The sequence below is a fragment of the Micromonospora sp. CA-248260 genome (genome assembly GCF_050942205.1).
GTDB lineage: Bacteria > Actinomycetota > Actinomycetes > Mycobacteriales > Micromonosporaceae > Micromonospora > Micromonospora antibiotica.
In genome coordinates this window covers 2,509,983-2,525,903 of the sequence record NZ_CP192021.1, presented here as the reverse complement: position 1 = coordinate 2,525,903, position 15,921 = coordinate 2,509,983, and the positions used below count along the sequence as shown (strand labels likewise).

Below are 15,921 nucleotides of genomic sequence, written 5' to 3'. Positions count from 1 at the left end.
CATCGCCCTACGCCCCGGCCCCGAACGCGCGGGTGAACCGCACGTCGCCCTCGGCCATGTCCCGCATGTCGCTGACCCCGTGCCGGAACATCACCGTCCGGTCGATGCCCATGCCGAACGCGAACCCGGAGTAGACCTCCGGGTCGATGCCGCAGGCCCGCAGCACTCTCGGGTTGACCATGCCGCAGCCGCCCCACTCGACCCAGCGCGGGCCGTCGCGGTGCTCGGGGAACCACACGTCGAACTCCCCCGACGGCTCGGTGAACGGGAAGTAGTGCGGACGCCACCGGGTCTTCGCCCCCGCGCCGAACATGGCCCGGGCGAAGTGGTCGAGGGTGCCGCGCAGGTGCGCCATCGTGATGCCCCGGTCCACCACCAGGCCCTCGACCTGGTGGAAGACGGGCGCGTGGGTGGCGTCCAACTCGTCGGTGCGGTAGACCCGGCCGGGCACCACCACGTAGATGGGGGGCTTGCGGGTGAGCATGGTGCGCGCCTGCACCGGCGAGGTGTGGGTGCGCAGCACCAGGCCGGAGGTGTCCGCGCCGGCCGGCGGTGCGATGTGGAAGGTGTCCATCAGCCCGCGTGCCGGATGGTCGGCGGGGATGTTCAACGCGTCGAAGTTGGTCCACTCCAACTCGACCTCGGGACCCTCGGCCACCTCGTAGCCCATCCCGACGAACAGGTCGCTGATCTGCTCCATCAGGGTGGACAGCGGGTGGCGTGCACCCCGGGGCCACCGGTCGTACGGCAGGGTCACGTCGACCCGCTCCTCGACCAGCACCCGGGCGGCCTGCTCCCGGTCGAGCACCTCGGCGCGGGCCGCGTACGCGGACTCGATCGCCCGGCGGGCCTCGTTGACCCGCTTGCCGGCGTCGGACTTCGCGGCCGGCGGCAGCGCGCCGATCTCCCGGCGGGCCAGCGACACCGGGGACCGGTCACCGAGGTGCGCGGGGCGCAGCGCGGTCAACGCGTCGGGGTCGGTGGCGGCGGTGAACGCCTGCTCGGCGGTGGCCACCGCCTCGGCCAGGGCGGCCGGGTCGAGCAGGGCGACCTGCTTCGGGTCGTACGGATCGTTGCGGTAGCTCATGGCGTACGGGCACTCCCTCACGGCGGCGCCGACCCTCCCGGGCGGCTAGGCGAGTCTACGGACGCGCGGCTTCGCCGCAGCCCGCCGGTGGGAGTTGCGCGCGGGGAAGGGTCAGGCCCGCCGCCCGCCGACACCGGCGGGCTGGGTAAACGAACGCCGTGGCGCGTTCCGCACGTGACCGACTCCCCTGCTGGGTGTGCGCCGACCGGGGTCAGCGCAGTGCTCGGGCTGAAGCGTACAGGCAGACGGCGGCAGCCGCAGCCAGGTTCAGGCTCTCGGCCCGCCCGTGCAGCGGCACCCGGACCCGGGCGTCGGCGACGGCGGTCAACTCCTCGGGCAGACCGTGCGCCTCGGCCCCGAACAGCCAGGCGGTGGGGGCGGCGAGCCGGCCGTGGTCGACGAGGTCGTCGAGGTCGCTGTCGCCGTACCCGGTGGTGGCGAGAATCGTGAGCCCGGCGGCGCGGAGCCCGGCGACCGCCGCGCCGGGGTCGGCGGCGCGGACCACGTCGACGTGGAAGAGGCTGCCGGCGGAGGCCCGCACGCACTTGCCGTTGTAGGGATCGACGGTGTCACCGGCGAAGACCACCACGCCCGCGCCGGCCGCGTCGGCGGTGCGCAGCACGGTGCCGGCGTTGCCCGGGTCACGGATGCCGGCGAGCACCGCGACCAGGCGCGGTCCGCGCGCCAGGGCGGTCCGCAACGGCACGTCGAGGTGCCGGCAGACGGCGACCAGCCCCTGCGGGGCGACGGTCTCGGTCAACGCGGCCAGGGCCTCGTCGGTGATCTCGGAGACCGGCAGGTCGGCGCGGGCGGCGCGGGCCGCCAGGTCGGCGTGCCGGTCCAGGGCGGTCGGGGTGCCGAAGAGTTCCACCACCGTGTCGGTGCGGTCGAGGGCCTCGCGGACCGCCTGCGGGCCCTCGGCGAGGAACCGGCCGGCCGTGTCGCGGTCCCGACGCCGGTGCAGCCGGCGGGCGGCGACCACCCTGGGGGTACGCGGGGTGAACGGGCCGGTGACGGCGTCGAGGCGTCTCCCGTGCGCTGGTGACTGCATGGGAGACGCCTCGATCCGTTGTTGCGGGTGGTCAGGCAGCCTGGGCTGCGGCGCCACCGGTGCCCTCGGCCGTCACGGCGGCGCGGGCCAGCTCGACGATCGCGGCGAACGACGCGGCGTCGTGGACGGCCATGTCGGCGAGGATCTTGCGGTCGACCTCGATGCCGGCCAGGCGCAGGCCCTGGATGAGCCGGTTGTAGGTCATGCCGTTGGCCCGGGCGCCAGCGTTGATGCGCTGGATCCAGAGCTGCCGGAAGTCGCCCTTGCGGTCGCGACGGTCCCGGTAGGCGTACTGCATCGAGTGCAGCACCTGCTCCTTGGCCTTGCGGTACAGCCGGGAGCGCTGACCGCGGTAACCGCTCGCGGTCTCCAGCAGGGTACGACGCTTCTTCTGGGCGTTCACAGCCCGCTTGACGCGTGCCATCTCAACTCCTTGTTAGGTAAAGGTGGCGCGCGTCAGCGGCCGAGCAGCTTCTTGATGCGCTTGACGTCGGACTTGGCCAGCTCGACCGTGCCGGTCAGCCGCCGGGTCTGGGTGGACGGCTTCTTCTCCAGGTTGTGGCGAAGGCCGGCCTGCTGGGCGACGATCTTGCCCTTGCCGGTCACCTTGACCCGCTTGCCCATACCCGTGTGGCTCTTCATCTTCGGCATGTGGAACGTCTTCTCCCTGTTACTGGCCGCTGGTGTCAGCGGTCGGGCCGGTCTCGCCGGCTGCTGCGGTCTCGCCGGCCACCGGGGCCTCGCCGTCTGCCGGCGACGCGGACTCGTCCGCGGTCCGGTCCCGGGGGCCGGTGCGGGACGCCGTGGCGGCGACCGCGGAGGCCTTCACGGCCCGGTGCGGCGCGAGGACCATGATCATGTTCCGACCGTCCTGCTTCGGAGCGGCCTCGACGTATCCCAGGTCCGTGATCTCGGACTCGAGCCGGCGCAGGAGCCGGTAACCCAGCTCCGGGCGGCTCTGCTCCCGACCACGGAACATGATCGTCACCTTGACCTTGTCGCCCGCCTTGAGGAACCGCACCACGTGACCCTTCTTGGTCTCGTAGTCGTGCGGGTCGATCTTCGGCCGGAGCTTCATCTCCTTGATGACGGTCTGCTGCTGGTTACGCCGCGCTTCGCGCGCCTTGAGTGCGCTCTCGTACTTGAACTTGCCGAAGTCCATGAGCTTGCACACCGGCGGGCGCGCCATCGGCGCAACCTCGACCAGGTCCAGGTCGACGTCCGCGGCCAGCTGCAGGGCGCGCTCCAGCGGGACGATGCCCACCTGCTCACCCTCAGGGCCGACCAGTCGGACCTCACGTGCCCGGATCTGCTCGTTCACGCGTGGTTCGACGCTGATGGGGCCTCCTCGAGTCGAGTCTGCTGTGTGGCCGACTCCGCGCGGCCCCCGGGTGGGGACGACTCGGAAAGCAGAAGGCCCCGGCACATGCCAGGGCCCGCTCGACCGGTCGGCACGATCACATGATCGCGCATCCGGCACCGGGACATGCCCGGAACCGGTGACCGGACCCGGCCACCGACTGGGGCGACTCGGGTGGGAGCAGGCGCTCCGCTTCGGGACCGCCTGACCGCCGGAGGCGGAGGCAGTCTGGTCGACTCCGAAACACTACACCCCCGCCCCAGCCATCCCCAAACCGGGCCCGCAGGTCAACACGGCCCGAGAAGCCCGGCGGCGGGCCCGGACCGGCCGGCACGGCCAGCCTGGTAGCCGACCGGCTGCCGGTCGGCTACCCCCGTCGCCGGTCGGTCGGCGCGGTCAGCGGATGGTGGAGGCGCCGCCCAGGCGGGCCAGGTGGGCCTGGTGCAACCGGCGCAACGCGCGCACCCCGTCGACCGCGATCTCCTTGTCGGCAGCCTGGAGCGCCACCATCGGCAGCAGGTCGTCGTCGTGCAGCTCCAGGCTGGCCCACGGCGCACCCCGGTCGAAGCGCACCCCCCGGACCACCTCCCAGGGCAGCTCGTACGAGCCGAGGATGTTGCGCACCCGCACCCCCCGGGCGTCCGCCTCGACCCGGGGCCGGGTGAACAGCAGGATGCCCAGCGCGCCGAACACCCCGAGGCCGATCATGGCGAACTGGTCACCCCGCTGGAAGGTGCCGTAGCCCTCGCCGGTCGCCCCGGTCAACGAGGTGGCCACCAGGCTGAAGACCACCAGCAGGGCGATCGCCGAGGCCCAACAGACGACCCGGATACGGCGCGGCTTCAGGCGGATCAACTCGGTGTCGCTCACCGCTCCAGTCTGCCACCCGCCGCAGCCCACCCCCGCGCCGCCACCCGGTGGCGGGATCAGAGGCGGCAGGCGTGGATGTTGGTGACCAGGATGGCGCGGGCGCCCAACTCGTACAGCTCGTCCATGATCCGGTGCACGTCGTCGCGGAGCACCATCGCCTGCACGGCGACCCAGCCCTCCCGGTGCAGCGGGGAGACCGTCGGCGACTCGATGCCCGGGGTGAGGGCGCTGGCCCGGTCGAGCAGGCCGGCCGGCACGTCGTAGGCGAGCATCACGTACCGGCGGGCCACCAGCACCCCGTGCAGGCGACGCAGCAACTGCTCCGCCTGCGGGTGCGCCGGCGCACCGGCCCGGCGGACCAGCACCGCCGAGGAGCGCAGCAGCGGGTCCCCGAAGACCACCAGCCCGGCCTGGCGCAGCGTCGCGCCGGTCTCCACCACGTCGGCGACGACGTCGGCGACCCCGAGCCGGATGGCGTTCTCCACCGCGCCGTCGAGCCGGATCACGTCGGCCTTGACGCCCAGGTCGGCCAGGTAGCGCTCGACCAGCCCCGGGTACGCGGTGGCGATCCGGTGCCCGCCCAGCTCCTGCACGTCACCGACGTCCTGGGGGCGGGCGGCGAAGCGGAAGGTGGCCCGACCGAACGCCAGGTCGACCACCTCCTCGGCGGGGGCGCCGGAGTCGATCAGCAGGTCCCGGCCGGTGATCCCGACGTCGAGGTCACCCGAGCCGACGTAGGTGGCGATGTCCTTCGGGCGCAGGTAGAAGAACTCGATGTCGTTGGCCTCGTCCGGGCAGACCAGGTCCTTGGGGTCGGTGCGCTGGCGGTAGCCCGCCTCGCGCAGCATCTGGGCGGCCTTCTCGGCCAGGGCGCCCTTGTTGGGTACGGCGACACGCAGCATGACGGAGTGCTCCTTCGATCGGATCAGATCAACGACGCGGGCGCACTCACAGATGTCGGTAGACGTCCTTCAGCTCCAGACCGCTGGCCAGCATCAGCACCTGCACCTGGTAGAGCAGTTGCGAGATCTCCTCGGCGGTGCGTTCCGGCCCCTCGTGCTCGGCGGCCATCCACGACTCGGCCGCCTCCTCGACGACCTTCTTGCCGACGAAGTGCACCCCCTTGGACAGGGCGGCGACCGTGCCCGAGCCCGGCGTGCCGGCGGCGGCCTTGGCCTGGAGCTCGGCGAACAACTCCTCGAACGTCTTCACGGGACCGGATTCTTCCAGCCGCCCCCCGACGCCGTGCGCTCCGGGGTCCGGCCGAGTCGTCCGGCCACGCCGGGTTCCCGCAGGCTGGGACGCGCCCGCCAGCCCGGTGGCGTGCCGGCCCAGCCGGGACGACCGGACGGCACGCCGGCAACGGACCGGACACGTTTGGACATCGATCTCTCATCTACCTGATGGGACACCCTTCGAGGGATCGGCGCTCTTCTCTATCCTGGCGGCCATGGTCAGCAGTAGCTCACGTGCCCGCGCCGCCGCCACCGCCGCCGTTCTCCTCGTCGCGGTGGCCGGATGCGCACCCCAGGAAGTGACCCCCACCCCCGACGCCGTCCCCACGGCGGCCACCTGCGCCAAGGACAGCCTGAAGACCCGGACGCCGGGCAAGCTCACCGTCGCCACCGACGAACCCGCGTACGAACCATGGTTCAAGGGCAACAAACCGGACACCGGCGAGGGCTTCGAGGCCGCCGTCGCGTACGCGGTGGCGGAGAAGCTCGGCTACGCCCGGGGGGACGTCACCTGGACCCGGGTCAAGTTCGACACCGCCATCGCCCCCGGCCCGAAGACCTTCGACTTCGACATCAACCAGTTCTCCATCACCGAGGAGCGCAAGCAGGCGGTCGACTTCTCCGCCCCGTACTACCTGGTGCGGCAGACGGTCATCGCGCTCAAGTCCTCGAAGATCGCCGGGAAGAAGTCGGTGGCGGACCTCAAGAACGCCAAGCTCGGCGCCCAGGTGGGCACCACCAGCTACCAGGCGATCACCGCGCTGATCAAGCCGACGGTGAAGCCGCAGGTCTACAACAGCAACGACGACGCCAAGAAGGCCCTGCAGAACGGTCAGCTCGACGGTCTGGTGGTCGACCTGCCGACCGCGTTCTACATCACCGGGTCGGAGCTGCCCGAAGCCACCATCGTCGGCCAACTGCCGCAGGTGGGTGCGCCGGAGGCGTTCGGGCTGCTGCTGGACAAGGACTCACCGATCACCCTGTGCGTCAGCAAGACCGTCGGTGAACTCTCCGGGGACGGCACGCTCAAGCAACTGGAGCAGAAGTGGCTCGCCCAGGTGGCGGGGGCGACCGAACTCCAGTGAGCCGGGTGTCACCACACCACGACAGCCCGGCCGCGCCCCGGCGACACATCCCGTCGACGGCGCAGCGGCGGCGGGCCGCGTACCGGCGTCGGCAGACGACCCGCAGCGTGCTGGTCGCCGCCGCCTCCACGGCGGTGCTCGGCACGCTGCTGGTCGTCGCGGTCACCGGCGCGCCCGGCTGGGACCGGGTCCGCCGGTCGTTCCTCGACCGGCAGATCGCCCTGGAAGCCCTGCCGGACGTGCTCGCCGGGCTGTGGCTCAACGTCCGGCTGCTGGCCTGCTGCGCCGTCGGGGCGCTGCTGCTCGGCCTGCTGATCGCGCTGCTGCGGACCCTGCGCGGGCCGGTCTTCTTCCCGGTCCGCGCGCTCGCGGCGGGCTACACGTACACCTTCCGGGGTCTGCCGCTGATCATCGTGCTGTACGTGCTCACCCTCGGCGTGCCCGGCCTGCGGTTGCAGGGGATGCCCCCGGTGCTGGTGCTCGGCGGGCTGGCGCTGGTGCTCACCTACGGCGGTTACCTGGCGGAGGTGTTCCGGGCCGGCATCGAGTCGGTCCACCCGAGCCAGCTCGCGGCGGCCCGCTCGCTGGGGCTGACCTACCGGCAGACCATGCGGCACGTGGTGCTGCCGCAGGCCGTCCGACGGGTCGCGCCGCCGCTGCTCAACGACGTGGTGGCGTTGCAGAAGGACGTCGGCCTGGTCTCCCTGGCCGGCCCGATCGACGCCGTCCGGGCGGCGCAGATCGCCACCGCGCAGACCTTCAACTACACCCCCTACATCCTGGCCGGGGTGCTGTTCGTGCTGCTCGCCATCCCGCTGATCGCGGTCACCGACTGGGTGACGCTGCGCTCGGCCCGACGCCAGTCCGGAGGCTGAGATGGCCGTGCTGACCTGCCGGGGGCTGCGCAAGGAGTTCGGCGGTCAGGTGGTCCTCGACGGGCTCGACCTGACCGTCGAGGACCACCAGGTGGTCGCCCTGATCGGCGCGTCCGGGTCGGGCAAGTCGACCCTGCTGCGCTGCGTCAACCTGCTGGAGGAGCTGGACGACGGGACCATCGAGCTGGACGGCGTGGAGATCTCCGACCCCCGGGTCGACCCCGACCGGGTCCGCCGGCGCATCGGCATGGTCTTCCAGTCGTACAACCTGTTTCCGCACCTGAGCGTGCTGGACAACGTCACCCTCGCGCCGCGCCGGGTGCACCGGCGGGAGCGGGCCGAGGCCGAGGCGCAGGCCCGGGAACTGCTCGACCGGGTGGGCCTGGGCGGGAAGGCCGACGCCTACCCGGACCGGCTCTCCGGCGGCCAGCAGCAGCGGGTGGCGATCGTCCGGGCGCTGGCCAACTCGCCCCGGCTGATGCTGCTCGACGAGGTCACCTCGGCGCTCGACCCGGAGCTGGTCGGGGAGGTGCTGGCGATGATCCGGGACCTGAAGTCCGCCGGGATGACCATGGTGCTGGCCACCCACGAGATGGGCTTCGCCCGGGAGGTCGCCGACCAGGTCTGTTTCCTCGACGCCGGTCGGGTGGTCGAGGCCGGGCCACCCGCCCAGGTGCTCGGTGAGCCGACCCACCCGAGGACCCGCCAGTTCCTCAAGCGGATCATCGACGCCGGCCGCCTGTAAGGAAGGGCCCCTCACCAGCGCCTTCCGTATAGGAAGGGGCCCTTCCCGACCAGCGCGACAGCGGGACCCGGGATCAGCCGAGGGTGCGGTCCAGGAACGCCCGTACTGCGGCGTGGAACTCGGCCGGTCGATGGATGTGCGGGGCGTGTCCCGCGTCAATGGTGCGCAACTCACCGGCGGGCAGCGGGTGGTCAGTGGGCGAAGCCGACGCGGTGGGGGTTGGTGGTGGCGGTACGAATCGCCAGGGCGGCGTCGAGGGCGGCGACGGTGGCCGACCAGCCCTTGTCCTCGGCCGAGCCGGGCAGCCCGGCCCGGTCCCGGGCCTGGTCGAGGGTCTCCACGGTCAGCACCCCGTGCGCCACCGGCTTGCCCTCGTCCAGGGCGACCCGGGTCAGCCCGTCGGTCACCGACCGGCAGACGTAGTCGAAGTGGGCGGTCGCACCGCGCACCACCACGCCCAGGGCCACCACCACGTCGCAGCGCCGGGCCAGGGCCTGCGCCACCACCGGCAGCTCCACCGAGCCGGCCACCCGGGCCGTCACGGCCCGCGCACCGCACGCCTGCGCGGCGGCCACCGCCCGGTCGAGCATGTGGTCGGTCAGCTCGCCGTGCCAACGCGCGGCCACCACCCCGACCGTCAACCCGGTGGCGTCCACCGGGGTCACTCCCGGTTCACCGAAACCCGCCATGGTCATGCTCCGATCTCGTCGCCGGGGACCGGCCGGCCCATCGGGGCCTCGGTCACCTCGTCCAGCTCGTCCAACAGATGGCCCATCCGGTCCCGCTTGGTCCGCAGGTAGCGGACGTTCTCCGGGTGCGGCCGGACCGGCAGCCCCTCCCGGCCGGTGACGGTCAGCCCGTACCCCTCCAGGCCGGCACGCTTGGCCGGGTTGTTGGTGAGCAGCCGCATCGACCGCACGCCCAGGTCGTAGAGGATCTGCGCGCCGGTGCCGTAGTCCCGGGCGTCGGCGGGCAACCCCAGGTCGAGGTTCGCGTCCACGGTGTCGCGGCCCTGGTCCTGGAGCTGGTACGCCTGGAGTTTGTGCAGCAGACCGATGCCCCGCCCCTCGTGGCCGCGCACATAGAGCACCACGCCCCGCCCCTCCCGGGCGACCCGGGCCAGCGACGCCTGCAACTGCGGCCCGCAGTCGCAGCGCAGCGACCCGAAGACGTCCCCGGTGAGACACTCGGAGTGCACCCGGACCAGCACGTCGTCGCCCTCGCCCAACTCGCCGAAGACCAGCGCGACGTGTTCGGCCGGGTCGTGTTCGGCCCGGTAGCCCAGCGCCCGGAACACCCCGTACGGGGTGGGCATCCGGGCCTCGGCGACCTGCTCGACCTGCTTCTCGTGCCGCCGCCGGTAGGCGACCAGGTCGGCGATGGTGACCAGGGTGAGCGAGTGCTCGACGCAGAACTTTTCCAGATCCGGCAGCCGCATCATGGTGCCGTCGTCGTTGACCAGCTCGCAGAGCACCCCGGCGGGCCGCAGCCCGGCCAGCCGGGTCAGGTCGACCGCCGCCTCGGTGTGCCCGGGTCGGCGCAGCACCCCGCCGGCACGGGCGCGCAGCGGCACCACGTGGCCGGGGCGGGCCAAATCCGTCGGGTCGGTGCCGGGGTCGGCGAGCAGCCGGATGGTGTGCGCCCGGTCGGCTGCGGAGATGCCGGTGCTGACCCCCTCCCGGGCGTCCACGGTCACCGTGTATGCGGTGCCGCGCCGGTCCTGGTTGGTGTGGTGCATCGGCGGCAGGTCCAACCGGTCGCACTCCGCCTCGGTCAGCGGTACGCAGACGTAACCGGAGGTCCAGCGGACCATGAAGGCGAGCAGCTCCGGGGTGGCCAGCTCGGCGGCGAAGATCAGGTCGCCCTCGTTCTCCCGGTCCTCGTCGTCGACCACCACGACGGGCCGGCCGGCGGCGATGTCGGCCACCGCCTCCTCGATGCGGGCAAAGGTGACACCGTGCGTGCTCATGCCACGACCTCCGAGTAGGTGGGCGGGATCGGCGCGGACGCCGTACGGGCGGCCCGCGAGGTGCGCCACCAGGCGGCGAAGCCCCAGCCGCAGAGTGCGCCGTAGACCAGGTACATCGCCGCCGAGGGATAGAAACCGCCGCGCAGCAGCAGCGGTACGCCGACCGCGTCCACGGCGATCCAGACCAGCCAGAACTCCACCCAGCCCCGGGCCATCCCGTAGGTGGCCAGCAGGCTGCCGGTGAGGATCCAGGCGTCCGGCAGCGGCCCCCAGGAGCCGAGCGCGGCCAGCAGCGGATAGCCCAGCGCGGTGCCGACGACGGCGGCGAGCAGCAGGCCCAGCCGTTCCCGGCCGGTGGCCCAGCGGGGGGTGACCGCCGGGGCGTCCCCACCCTGGCGGCGGTTGCTCGACCAGCGCCACCAGCCGTAGACGCTGACCGCGAAGAAGAAGACCTGCCGGCCGGCCTGGCCGTAGAGGTCGTGCGCCTGCGGGGTGGCGAACACGCCGCCGAGGAAGACCGTGAACAGCAACCCGTTGCCGATCATGCCGACCGGCCAGGCCCAGACCAGCCGGCGCAACCCGAGCAGCGCCGAGACCAGCCCGAAGGCGTTGCCGACGATCTCCCGGACGAGCACCGGGGAACCGACGACCTGCACCTGGGCGTCGAGCAGCCAACCTATCGGGCCGGTCACCGCGCACCCCCGCCGACCGACGGGAGCACCGGGCCACCGGCGTTCCCGGCCACCGGCCCGTGGGGGCCTGCGGACGGCGGTGCGCCGTCGCCGGGCAGGCGGGTGCCGAGGAGACGTTCGACGTACTTGGCCAACACGTCCACCTCCAGGTTGACCGGGGCACCGACGCCCCGACCGCCGAGCGTGGTGAGCTTGAGGGTGGTGGGGATCAGCCCGACGGTGAACCAGTCGTCGCCCACCGCCGCCACGGTCAGCGACACCCCGTCGACGGTGATCGAGCCCTTCTCCACCACGTACCGGGCCAGGGCGGCGGGGAGCCGGAACCGCAGGGTCTCCCACTGCGCGGCCGGCTCCCGGGAGAGCACCTCGCCGACCCCGTCGACGTGGCCCTGCACCAGGTGTCCGCCGAGCCGACTGTTCAACGCGGCGGCCCGCTCCAGGTTGACCGGGTCACCGGGGTGCAGCCCGCCGAGCGCCGAACGCCGCAGGGTCTCCCCCATCACGTCGGCGGTGAACACCCCGCCGTCGACCTCGACCACGGTCAGGCAGACCCCGTTGACCGCGATGGAGTCGCCGTGCCGGGCGTCGGAGGTGACCAGCGGGCCGCGGATCGCGACCAGCGCCGAGTCACCCCCCGTGTCGGCGATCCGGACGACCTCGCCCAACTCCTCGACGATGCCGGTGAACATGTCAGGCCTCCCTCTTCCGGGGCAGCGCGGTGATCCGCAGGTCGGATCCGACCCGGGTAACGTCGGTGAGTTCCAGATCGATGGCGTCGGCGATGGTCGTCACACCGGCGTCGATCAATGCGGTGGGGCCACCCCCGAGCAGCTTCGGCGCGACGTAACCGACGACCCGGTCGACCAGGCCGGCGGCGAGGAACGCCCCGGCCAGCCGGGGGCCGCCCTCCAGCAGCGCGGCGCGTACCCCCCGGTGGTGCAGTTCGGCCAGCAGGGCCGGCAGGTCGACCCGGCCGTCCGGGCCGGCCCCGACCTCCGCGACGGTGGCGATCCAGGTGCGGGCGGCACCGTCGCGGACCCGGGCGTCGGCCGGGGTACGCCCCGCGCTGTCCACCACCACCCGCAGCGGCTGCCGGATGGCCAGGGTGCCGTCGCGCAGGTTACGGGCGGTCAGCCGGGGATCGTCGGTGAGCACGGTGCCGACCCCGGCGATCACCGCGTCCACGGTGCCGCGCAGCGCGTGCACGTCCATCCGGGCGGCCTCGGAGGTGATCCACATGCTGCTGCCGTCGACCGCCGCCGACCGGCCGTCGAGGGTGGCGGCGTACTTCCAGATGAGGTACGGCCAGCCGCGCCGCATCGAGGTCAGCCAGGCGACGTTGCCGGCCTCGGCCTCGCCGGCGCGTACCCCGAACTCGACCCGCACCCCGGCGGCGCGCAGGGTGGCGGCACCACCCGAGGCGACCGGGTTGGGGTCGGGCACGGCGACGACGACCCGGGCGATGCCGGCGCGGATCAGCGCGTGACTGCACGGGCCGGTACGACCGGTGTGGTCGCAGGGTTCCAGGGTGACCACGGCGGTGCCGCCCCGGGCCCGCTCACCGGCCTGGGCGAGCGCGACGATCTCGGCGTGCGGCCCGCCGGTGTAGGCATGGAAGCCCTCCCCGACGACCGTGCCGTCCGCGTCGAGCAGCACACAGCCGACGACCGGGTTGGGGCTGGTGGTGCCGAGGCCCCGGGCACCCAGCTCGATGGCACGACGCATCGCCTCGTCCACAGAGACGCCGCCCATGCCCTGCCCTCTCCCTCGCCGGTCCGCGCGCGGGCGGTACGGGAGGAACGGGCAGGCGGCGGCGGAACCGGGAACGGCAGGGCCGCCCCCGGGGGAGCCCACGCGCGGCCGGATGACGCCCGCGCAGGCCCGCCCCGCCCGCGCGCTGTCTCCCATCCGGACTGTCGGGGGTGCGGACGGACCGCTCCCCCACCGTCGGCCCCGGATTCTCACCAGGTCCACCGGGCGGCACAGCCGTCCGGGTCGCGGGCTTACCACTGTTACGTGGATCACCGCCGGTTCGGAATTTCACCGAGCCCCGCCAGCGCGTGGTGGGTACATGCGAAGTCTTACACGTCACCCCGGGAGGTCCGCCACCTCCAGCGTGCTACTTCACACCCCGTCGGCGCGGCGGCGGTCCACCGCGACGTATGACCCCGGTTGGCTCTTGGCGACCGTTTTCATCTCACTGGCCACGGCGATCGCGTCCAGGGGGTCGGTGAAGCGTTTGCGGGCGTCCGAGAGCGAAACGCCGATCGACAGCGTGACCAGGGCGGCCCGCCGGATGTTGCCCCGGCGGTCCTTCAGCTCGACGAAGCCGCGCTCCCGGTCCATCGGGTCGTAGAGGGTGTCGGCGGACTTCTCGAAGTCGACCACGGCCCGGGAGGTCAGCGGGCGGATCTGCTCGGGGGCGCAGACGATCACGAAGTCGTCGCCGCCGACGTGACCGAGGAAGGCCGGCGGCAGCCCGATCGCCACCACCGCCCGGTGCAGGCTGCGGGCCAGCGCGGAGATGAACTCGTCGCCCCGGACGAAGCCGTACCGGTCGTTGACGCTCTTGAACCGGTCGATGTCGATGTAGCCGACGGCGTAGTCGACGCCGCTGCGGACCCGGTCGCTGATCTCCCGGCGGATGCGGCTGTTGCCGGGCAGGCCGGTCAGCGGGGAGACCTCGCGGAACTCCTTGTTGCGGCGCAGCGTGGAACTGACCCGGGCCACCAGCTCGGCGGTGTCGAACGGTTTCACCAGATAGTCGTCGGCACCGGCGCTGAGCCCGTGCACCTTGTCCACGGTCATGCCCTTGGCGGTCAACATGATCACCGGCAGCGCCGAGGTGATCGGGTTGGCCCGCAGTCTCCGGGTCAGTTCCAGGCCGTCGATGCGCGGCATCATCAGGTCCACCACGGCCAGGTCCGGCCGGTGCCGCTCGACCATGTCGAGGGCCTCCTGACCGTCACCGGCATGCAGCACCTCGAAGCCGTGCAGCCGCAGGTTGAACTCGACGAAGCGGGCGATGTCCTCGTCGTCGTCGACGACCAGGATCACGTCGGGACGGTCGCCTGCGGGTTCCACCTCAGGCCCCGGGGGCAGCGCGCTCCGCGAGCCCGCGCAGGCGGCGGACCGCCTCGGCCGGGTCGGCCGCCCCGTACACGGCGGTGCCGGCCACGAAGGCGTCCGCGCCGGCCGCCGCGGCCTGCTCGATGGTGTCGGCGGCGATCCCGCCGTCGACCTCGATGCGCAGCTCCAGGTGGCCGCTGTCGACGTGCCGCCGGGCCACCCGCACCTTGTCGAGCAGCTGCGGGATGAACCGTTGCCCGCCGAAACCGGCCTTGATCGTCATGATCAGCAGGGTGTCGAAGCTGGGCAGCAGGTCGAGGTACGGCTCGATCGGGGTGTCCCGGTCGATGGCCAGCCCGGCCCTGGCGCCGGCCGAGCGCAGGTCCTTGGCCAGGGCCACCGGGTCGTCGCACGCCTCGGCGTGGAAGGTGACGTTGTACGCGCCGGCGTCGGCGTACCCGGGGGCCCACCGCCGCGGGTCGGTGATCATGAGGTGCACGTCGAAGGGGAGCCGGGTCACCGCCCGCAGGCTCTGCACCACGGGCAGGCCGATGGTCAGGTTGGGCACGAAGTGGTTGTCCATCACGTCGACGTGCAGCCAGTCCGCGGCGTCCTCGACGGCGCGGACTTCATCGGCGAGGCGGGCGAAATCGGCGGCGAGGATGCTGGGCGCGATGATCGACGGCGGTACGGTCACAGGGCAAGTGTACGAACGCGGCCATCCGCCGCGGACAGCACGGCACCATGAGCGACGCCCTGTGATCCAGGCGTGACCCACGGTGCAGCATCGGCTCCCTTCGGCGGGAGTGCGGGACGAATGGCCGGTGGCGACTGGCCGAACGGCACCGAAATGACGACACTCCATCAGGGATGGTCACGTATGCTGCTCGCCCGTCGACGGGTGACGCCACATGGGGCACGGCGACGGACCGTCATGGCGCGGGAAGGGCGAACGATGCGACGGTGGTTCGTGGCGGTGGCGGTGGCGGTGGCCGGCGCGGTGACGGTGTCACTCAGCGGCTGCGTGTCGCAGCACAGCGCCGACGGCGACCTGCTCGACGACTGGCCGGTGCTCCCGGTGGCCCAGTCGTTCGTGCCCGCCACCGACGCCTGCCTGCCCCGGATCACCCCCGTCGTGCAGGCCGGCACCTACGAGACGGTGGACTGTGCGCGCAGCCACCTGGCCGAGGCCGTCCACGTCGGTACCTTCACCGGCGCGGTGACCCGGGGCGAGCGGCCCGAGCCGGGCTCCGCCGCGCTGCGTCCCGCCCGCACCGAGTGCGACCAGCGGGCCCGGGCCGTGCTCGGCGGTGACTGGCACTCGGCCCGGCTCACGATGAACATCGCGCTGCCGTCCAACTCGGCGTGGAACAGCGGGGCCCGCTGGTTCCGGTGCGACCTCAGCGAGACCGACAGCATCGACAACACCCGGCCGGTCAACCGGGTCGGCAGCCTGCGCGGGGCGATGGTCGGTGACAACCCGCTCAGCCACCGCTGCTTCGATCCCAAGCTGATCGGCAACAACCTCAACTACATGGCCCCGGTGCTGTGCTCCGAGCCGCACCGCGCCGAGTTCGTCGGCGTCTACCTGGAACGCAGCGACCTGAGCTGGGCCGATTTCAGTCGCGCCAACCAGCGGGTGCACCGGCGGTGCATGGCGCTGATCGCCGGTTTCGCCGAGGTCCCCAACAACAGCGAGTTGCCGTACCGGGCCGGGTCGATCTTCTATCCGCCGTCGCAGCGGGAGTGGGAGGAGGGCGACCGCGGCATCCGCTGCTTCCTCTGGAGCGACGACCGCAAACTGACCCGCTCGATGCGCGGCGCCGGCCCCAAAGGCCTCCCCATCACCTAACCCCCACCCCCCACCCCCCACCCCCACCCCC

At 72.6% G+C, this 15,921-nt stretch carries 19 protein-coding genes and 1 riboswitch; of the genes, 4 read left to right on the top strand and 15 right to left on the bottom strand.

Translation table 11 applies throughout. The annotated features are described in order from the left end of the window. Positions 1-7 precede the first annotated feature (7 nt). From pheS to ACQP2H_RS11075, 8 genes are all read right to left on the bottom strand, one after another. Positions 8-1,087 carry a phenylalanine--tRNA ligase subunit alpha gene (gene pheS, locus ACQP2H_RS11110; RefSeq protein ID WP_433232530.1) on the bottom strand — a complete coding sequence of 360 codons (1,080 nt, stop codon included), beginning with the start codon at positions 1,085-1,087 and terminating at the stop codon, positions 8-10. Between the two features lie 211 nt (positions 1,088-1,298). Next, positions 1,299-2,138: a TrmH family RNA methyltransferase gene (locus ACQP2H_RS11105; protein WP_091253229.1), complete on the bottom strand. Its 840-nt coding sequence runs from the start codon at positions 2,136-2,138 to the stop codon at positions 1,299-1,301. A 31-nt stretch (positions 2,139-2,169) separates the two neighbouring features. After that, positions 2,170-2,562: a 50S ribosomal protein L20 gene (rplT, locus tag ACQP2H_RS11100; protein ID WP_219469761.1), complete on the bottom strand. Its 393-nt coding sequence runs from the start codon at positions 2,560-2,562 to the stop codon at positions 2,170-2,172. Positions 2,563-2,594: 32 nt separating this feature from the next. Then, the gene (gene rpmI, locus ACQP2H_RS11095) at positions 2,595-2,789 is read right to left on the bottom strand and encodes a 50S ribosomal protein L35 (protein WP_088645193.1); all 195 of its coding nucleotides are present in this window, start codon (positions 2,787-2,789) and stop codon (positions 2,595-2,597) included. 19 nt (positions 2,790-2,808) lie between these two features. Beyond that, entirely contained in the window at positions 2,809-3,459 is a 651-nt protein-coding gene (gene infC, locus ACQP2H_RS11090) for a translation initiation factor IF-3 (RefSeq protein ID WP_357024813.1), read from the bottom strand. Between the two features lie 435 nt (positions 3,460-3,894). Then, the gene (locus ACQP2H_RS11085; protein ID WP_219469755.1) at positions 3,895-4,368 is read right to left on the bottom strand and encodes a PH domain-containing protein; all 474 of its coding nucleotides are present in this window, start codon (positions 4,366-4,368) and stop codon (positions 3,895-3,897) included. 56 nt (positions 4,369-4,424) lie between these two features. Further along, positions 4,425-5,270: an ATP phosphoribosyltransferase gene (gene hisG / locus ACQP2H_RS11080; protein WP_208570180.1), complete on the bottom strand. Its 846-nt coding sequence runs from the start codon at positions 5,268-5,270 to the stop codon at positions 4,425-4,427. Positions 5,271-5,316: 46 nt separating this feature from the next. Beyond that, positions 5,317-5,580 carry a phosphoribosyl-ATP diphosphatase gene (locus ACQP2H_RS11075; protein WP_132265090.1) on the bottom strand — a complete coding sequence of 88 codons (264 nt, stop codon included), beginning with the start codon at positions 5,578-5,580 and terminating at the stop codon, positions 5,317-5,319. A gap of 238 nt (positions 5,581-5,818) precedes the next feature. Here ACQP2H_RS11075 and ACQP2H_RS11070 point away from each other — a divergent pair, with 238 nt between their 5' ends. From ACQP2H_RS11070 to ACQP2H_RS11060, 3 genes are read left to right on the top strand one after another with little or no spacing between them, the layout of a single operon-like run. Beyond that, positions 5,819-6,688 (top strand): transporter substrate-binding domain-containing protein, encoded by an 870-nt coding sequence (locus tag ACQP2H_RS11070; protein WP_208570179.1) that lies wholly within the window; start codon positions 5,819-5,821, stop codon positions 6,686-6,688. A 5-nt stretch (positions 6,689-6,693) separates the two neighbouring features. Beyond that, the gene (locus ACQP2H_RS11065; RefSeq protein ID WP_433232522.1) at positions 6,694-7,563 is read left to right on the top strand and encodes an amino acid ABC transporter permease; all 870 of its coding nucleotides are present in this window, start codon (positions 6,694-6,696) and stop codon (positions 7,561-7,563) included. A 1-nt stretch (position 7,564) separates the two neighbouring features. Continuing rightward, positions 7,565-8,308: an amino acid ABC transporter ATP-binding protein gene (locus ACQP2H_RS11060; RefSeq protein ID WP_433232519.1), complete on the top strand. Its 744-nt coding sequence runs from the start codon at positions 7,565-7,567 to the stop codon at positions 8,306-8,308. Between the two features lie 191 nt (positions 8,309-8,499). Here the strand turns inward: ACQP2H_RS11060 and ribH are convergent, their stop codons facing one another. From ribH to rpe, 7 genes are all read right to left on the bottom strand, one after another. Beyond that, positions 8,500-8,997, bottom strand: a complete 498-nt coding sequence (gene ribH / locus ACQP2H_RS11055; protein WP_219470879.1) for a 6,7-dimethyl-8-ribityllumazine synthase — start codon at positions 8,995-8,997, stop codon at positions 8,500-8,502. 2 nt (positions 8,998-8,999) lie between these two features. Then, positions 9,000-10,277 carry a bifunctional 3,4-dihydroxy-2-butanone-4-phosphate synthase/GTP cyclohydrolase II gene (locus tag ACQP2H_RS11050; RefSeq protein ID WP_219469746.1) on the bottom strand — a complete coding sequence of 426 codons (1,278 nt, stop codon included), beginning with the start codon at positions 10,275-10,277 and terminating at the stop codon, positions 9,000-9,002. Next, complete coding sequence (pnuC, locus tag ACQP2H_RS11045; RefSeq protein WP_208570175.1) at positions 10,274-10,969, bottom strand: nicotinamide riboside transporter PnuC; 696 nt, start codon at positions 10,967-10,969, stop codon at positions 10,274-10,276. The genes ACQP2H_RS11050 and pnuC overlap by 4 nt, the downstream gene beginning before the upstream one ends. Next, positions 10,966-11,658 (bottom strand): riboflavin synthase, encoded by a 693-nt coding sequence (locus tag ACQP2H_RS11040; RefSeq protein ID WP_255597958.1) that lies wholly within the window; start codon positions 11,656-11,658, stop codon positions 10,966-10,968. The genes pnuC and ACQP2H_RS11040 overlap by 4 nt, the downstream gene beginning before the upstream one ends. Before the next feature lies 1 nt (position 11,659). After that, positions 11,660-12,721 (bottom strand): bifunctional diaminohydroxyphosphoribosylaminopyrimidine deaminase/5-amino-6-(5-phosphoribosylamino)uracil reductase RibD, encoded by a 1,062-nt coding sequence (gene ribD / locus ACQP2H_RS11035; protein ID WP_433232514.1) that lies wholly within the window; start codon positions 12,719-12,721, stop codon positions 11,660-11,662. A 140-nt stretch (positions 12,722-12,861) separates the two neighbouring features. Next, positions 12,862-13,031: riboswitch (FMN riboswitch) on the bottom strand. A 62-nt stretch (positions 13,032-13,093) separates the two neighbouring features. Then, entirely contained in the window at positions 13,094-14,053 is a 960-nt protein-coding gene (locus ACQP2H_RS11030; protein WP_433232512.1) for a GGDEF domain-containing response regulator, read from the bottom strand. Position 14,054: 1 nt separating this feature from the next. Beyond that, positions 14,055-14,735: a ribulose-phosphate 3-epimerase gene (gene rpe / locus ACQP2H_RS11025; RefSeq protein ID WP_219469740.1), complete on the bottom strand. Its 681-nt coding sequence runs from the start codon at positions 14,733-14,735 to the stop codon at positions 14,055-14,057. Positions 14,736-14,993: 258 nt separating this feature from the next. Here rpe and ACQP2H_RS11020 point away from each other — a divergent pair, with 258 nt between their 5' ends. Further along, on the top strand, positions 14,994-15,890 hold the full coding sequence (locus tag ACQP2H_RS11020) for a septum formation family protein (protein ID WP_357535822.1): 897 nt from the start codon (positions 14,994-14,996) through the stop codon (positions 15,888-15,890). Positions 15,891-15,921 lie beyond the last annotated feature (31 nt).

What these genes read in the sequence shown, in the direction of transcription:
- ribH (WP_219470879.1), bottom strand. Translation starts at nt 8,997, where the DNA reads ATGGCGGGTTTCGGTGAACCGGGAGTGACCCCGGTGGACGCCACCGGG.
- rpmI (WP_088645193.1), bottom strand. Translation starts at nt 2,789, where the DNA reads ATGCCGAAGATGAAGAGCCACACGGGTATGGGCAAGCGGGTCAAGGTG.
- rplT (WP_219469761.1), bottom strand. Translation starts at nt 2,562, where the DNA reads ATGGCACGCGTCAAGCGGGCTGTGAACGCCCAGAAGAAGCGTCGTACC.
- pheS (WP_433232530.1), bottom strand. Translation starts at nt 1,087, where the DNA reads ATGAGCTACCGCAACGATCCGTACGACCCGAAGCAGGTCGCCCTGCTC.
- ACQP2H_RS11040 (WP_255597958.1), bottom strand. Translation starts at nt 11,658, where the DNA reads ATGTTCACCGGCATCGTCGAGGAGTTGGGCGAGGTCGTCCGGATCGCC.
- ribD (WP_433232514.1), bottom strand. Translation starts at nt 12,721, where the DNA reads ATGGGCGGCGTCTCTGTGGACGAGGCGATGCGTCGTGCCATCGAGCTG.
- hisG (WP_208570180.1), bottom strand. Translation starts at nt 5,270, where the DNA reads ATGCTGCGTGTCGCCGTACCCAACAAGGGCGCCCTGGCCGAGAAGGCC.
- ACQP2H_RS11070 (WP_208570179.1), top strand. Translation starts at nt 5,819, where the DNA reads ATGGTCAGCAGTAGCTCACGTGCCCGCGCCGCCGCCACCGCCGCCGTT.
- ACQP2H_RS11020 (WP_357535822.1), top strand. Translation starts at nt 14,994, where the DNA reads ATGCGACGGTGGTTCGTGGCGGTGGCGGTGGCGGTGGCCGGCGCGGTG.
- ACQP2H_RS11060 (WP_433232519.1), top strand. Translation starts at nt 7,565, where the DNA reads ATGGCCGTGCTGACCTGCCGGGGGCTGCGCAAGGAGTTCGGCGGTCAG.
- ACQP2H_RS11050 (WP_219469746.1), bottom strand. Translation starts at nt 10,277, where the DNA reads ATGAGCACGCACGGTGTCACCTTTGCCCGCATCGAGGAGGCGGTGGCC.
- ACQP2H_RS11105 (WP_091253229.1), bottom strand. Translation starts at nt 2,138, where the DNA reads ATGCAGTCACCAGCGCACGGGAGACGCCTCGACGCCGTCACCGGCCCG.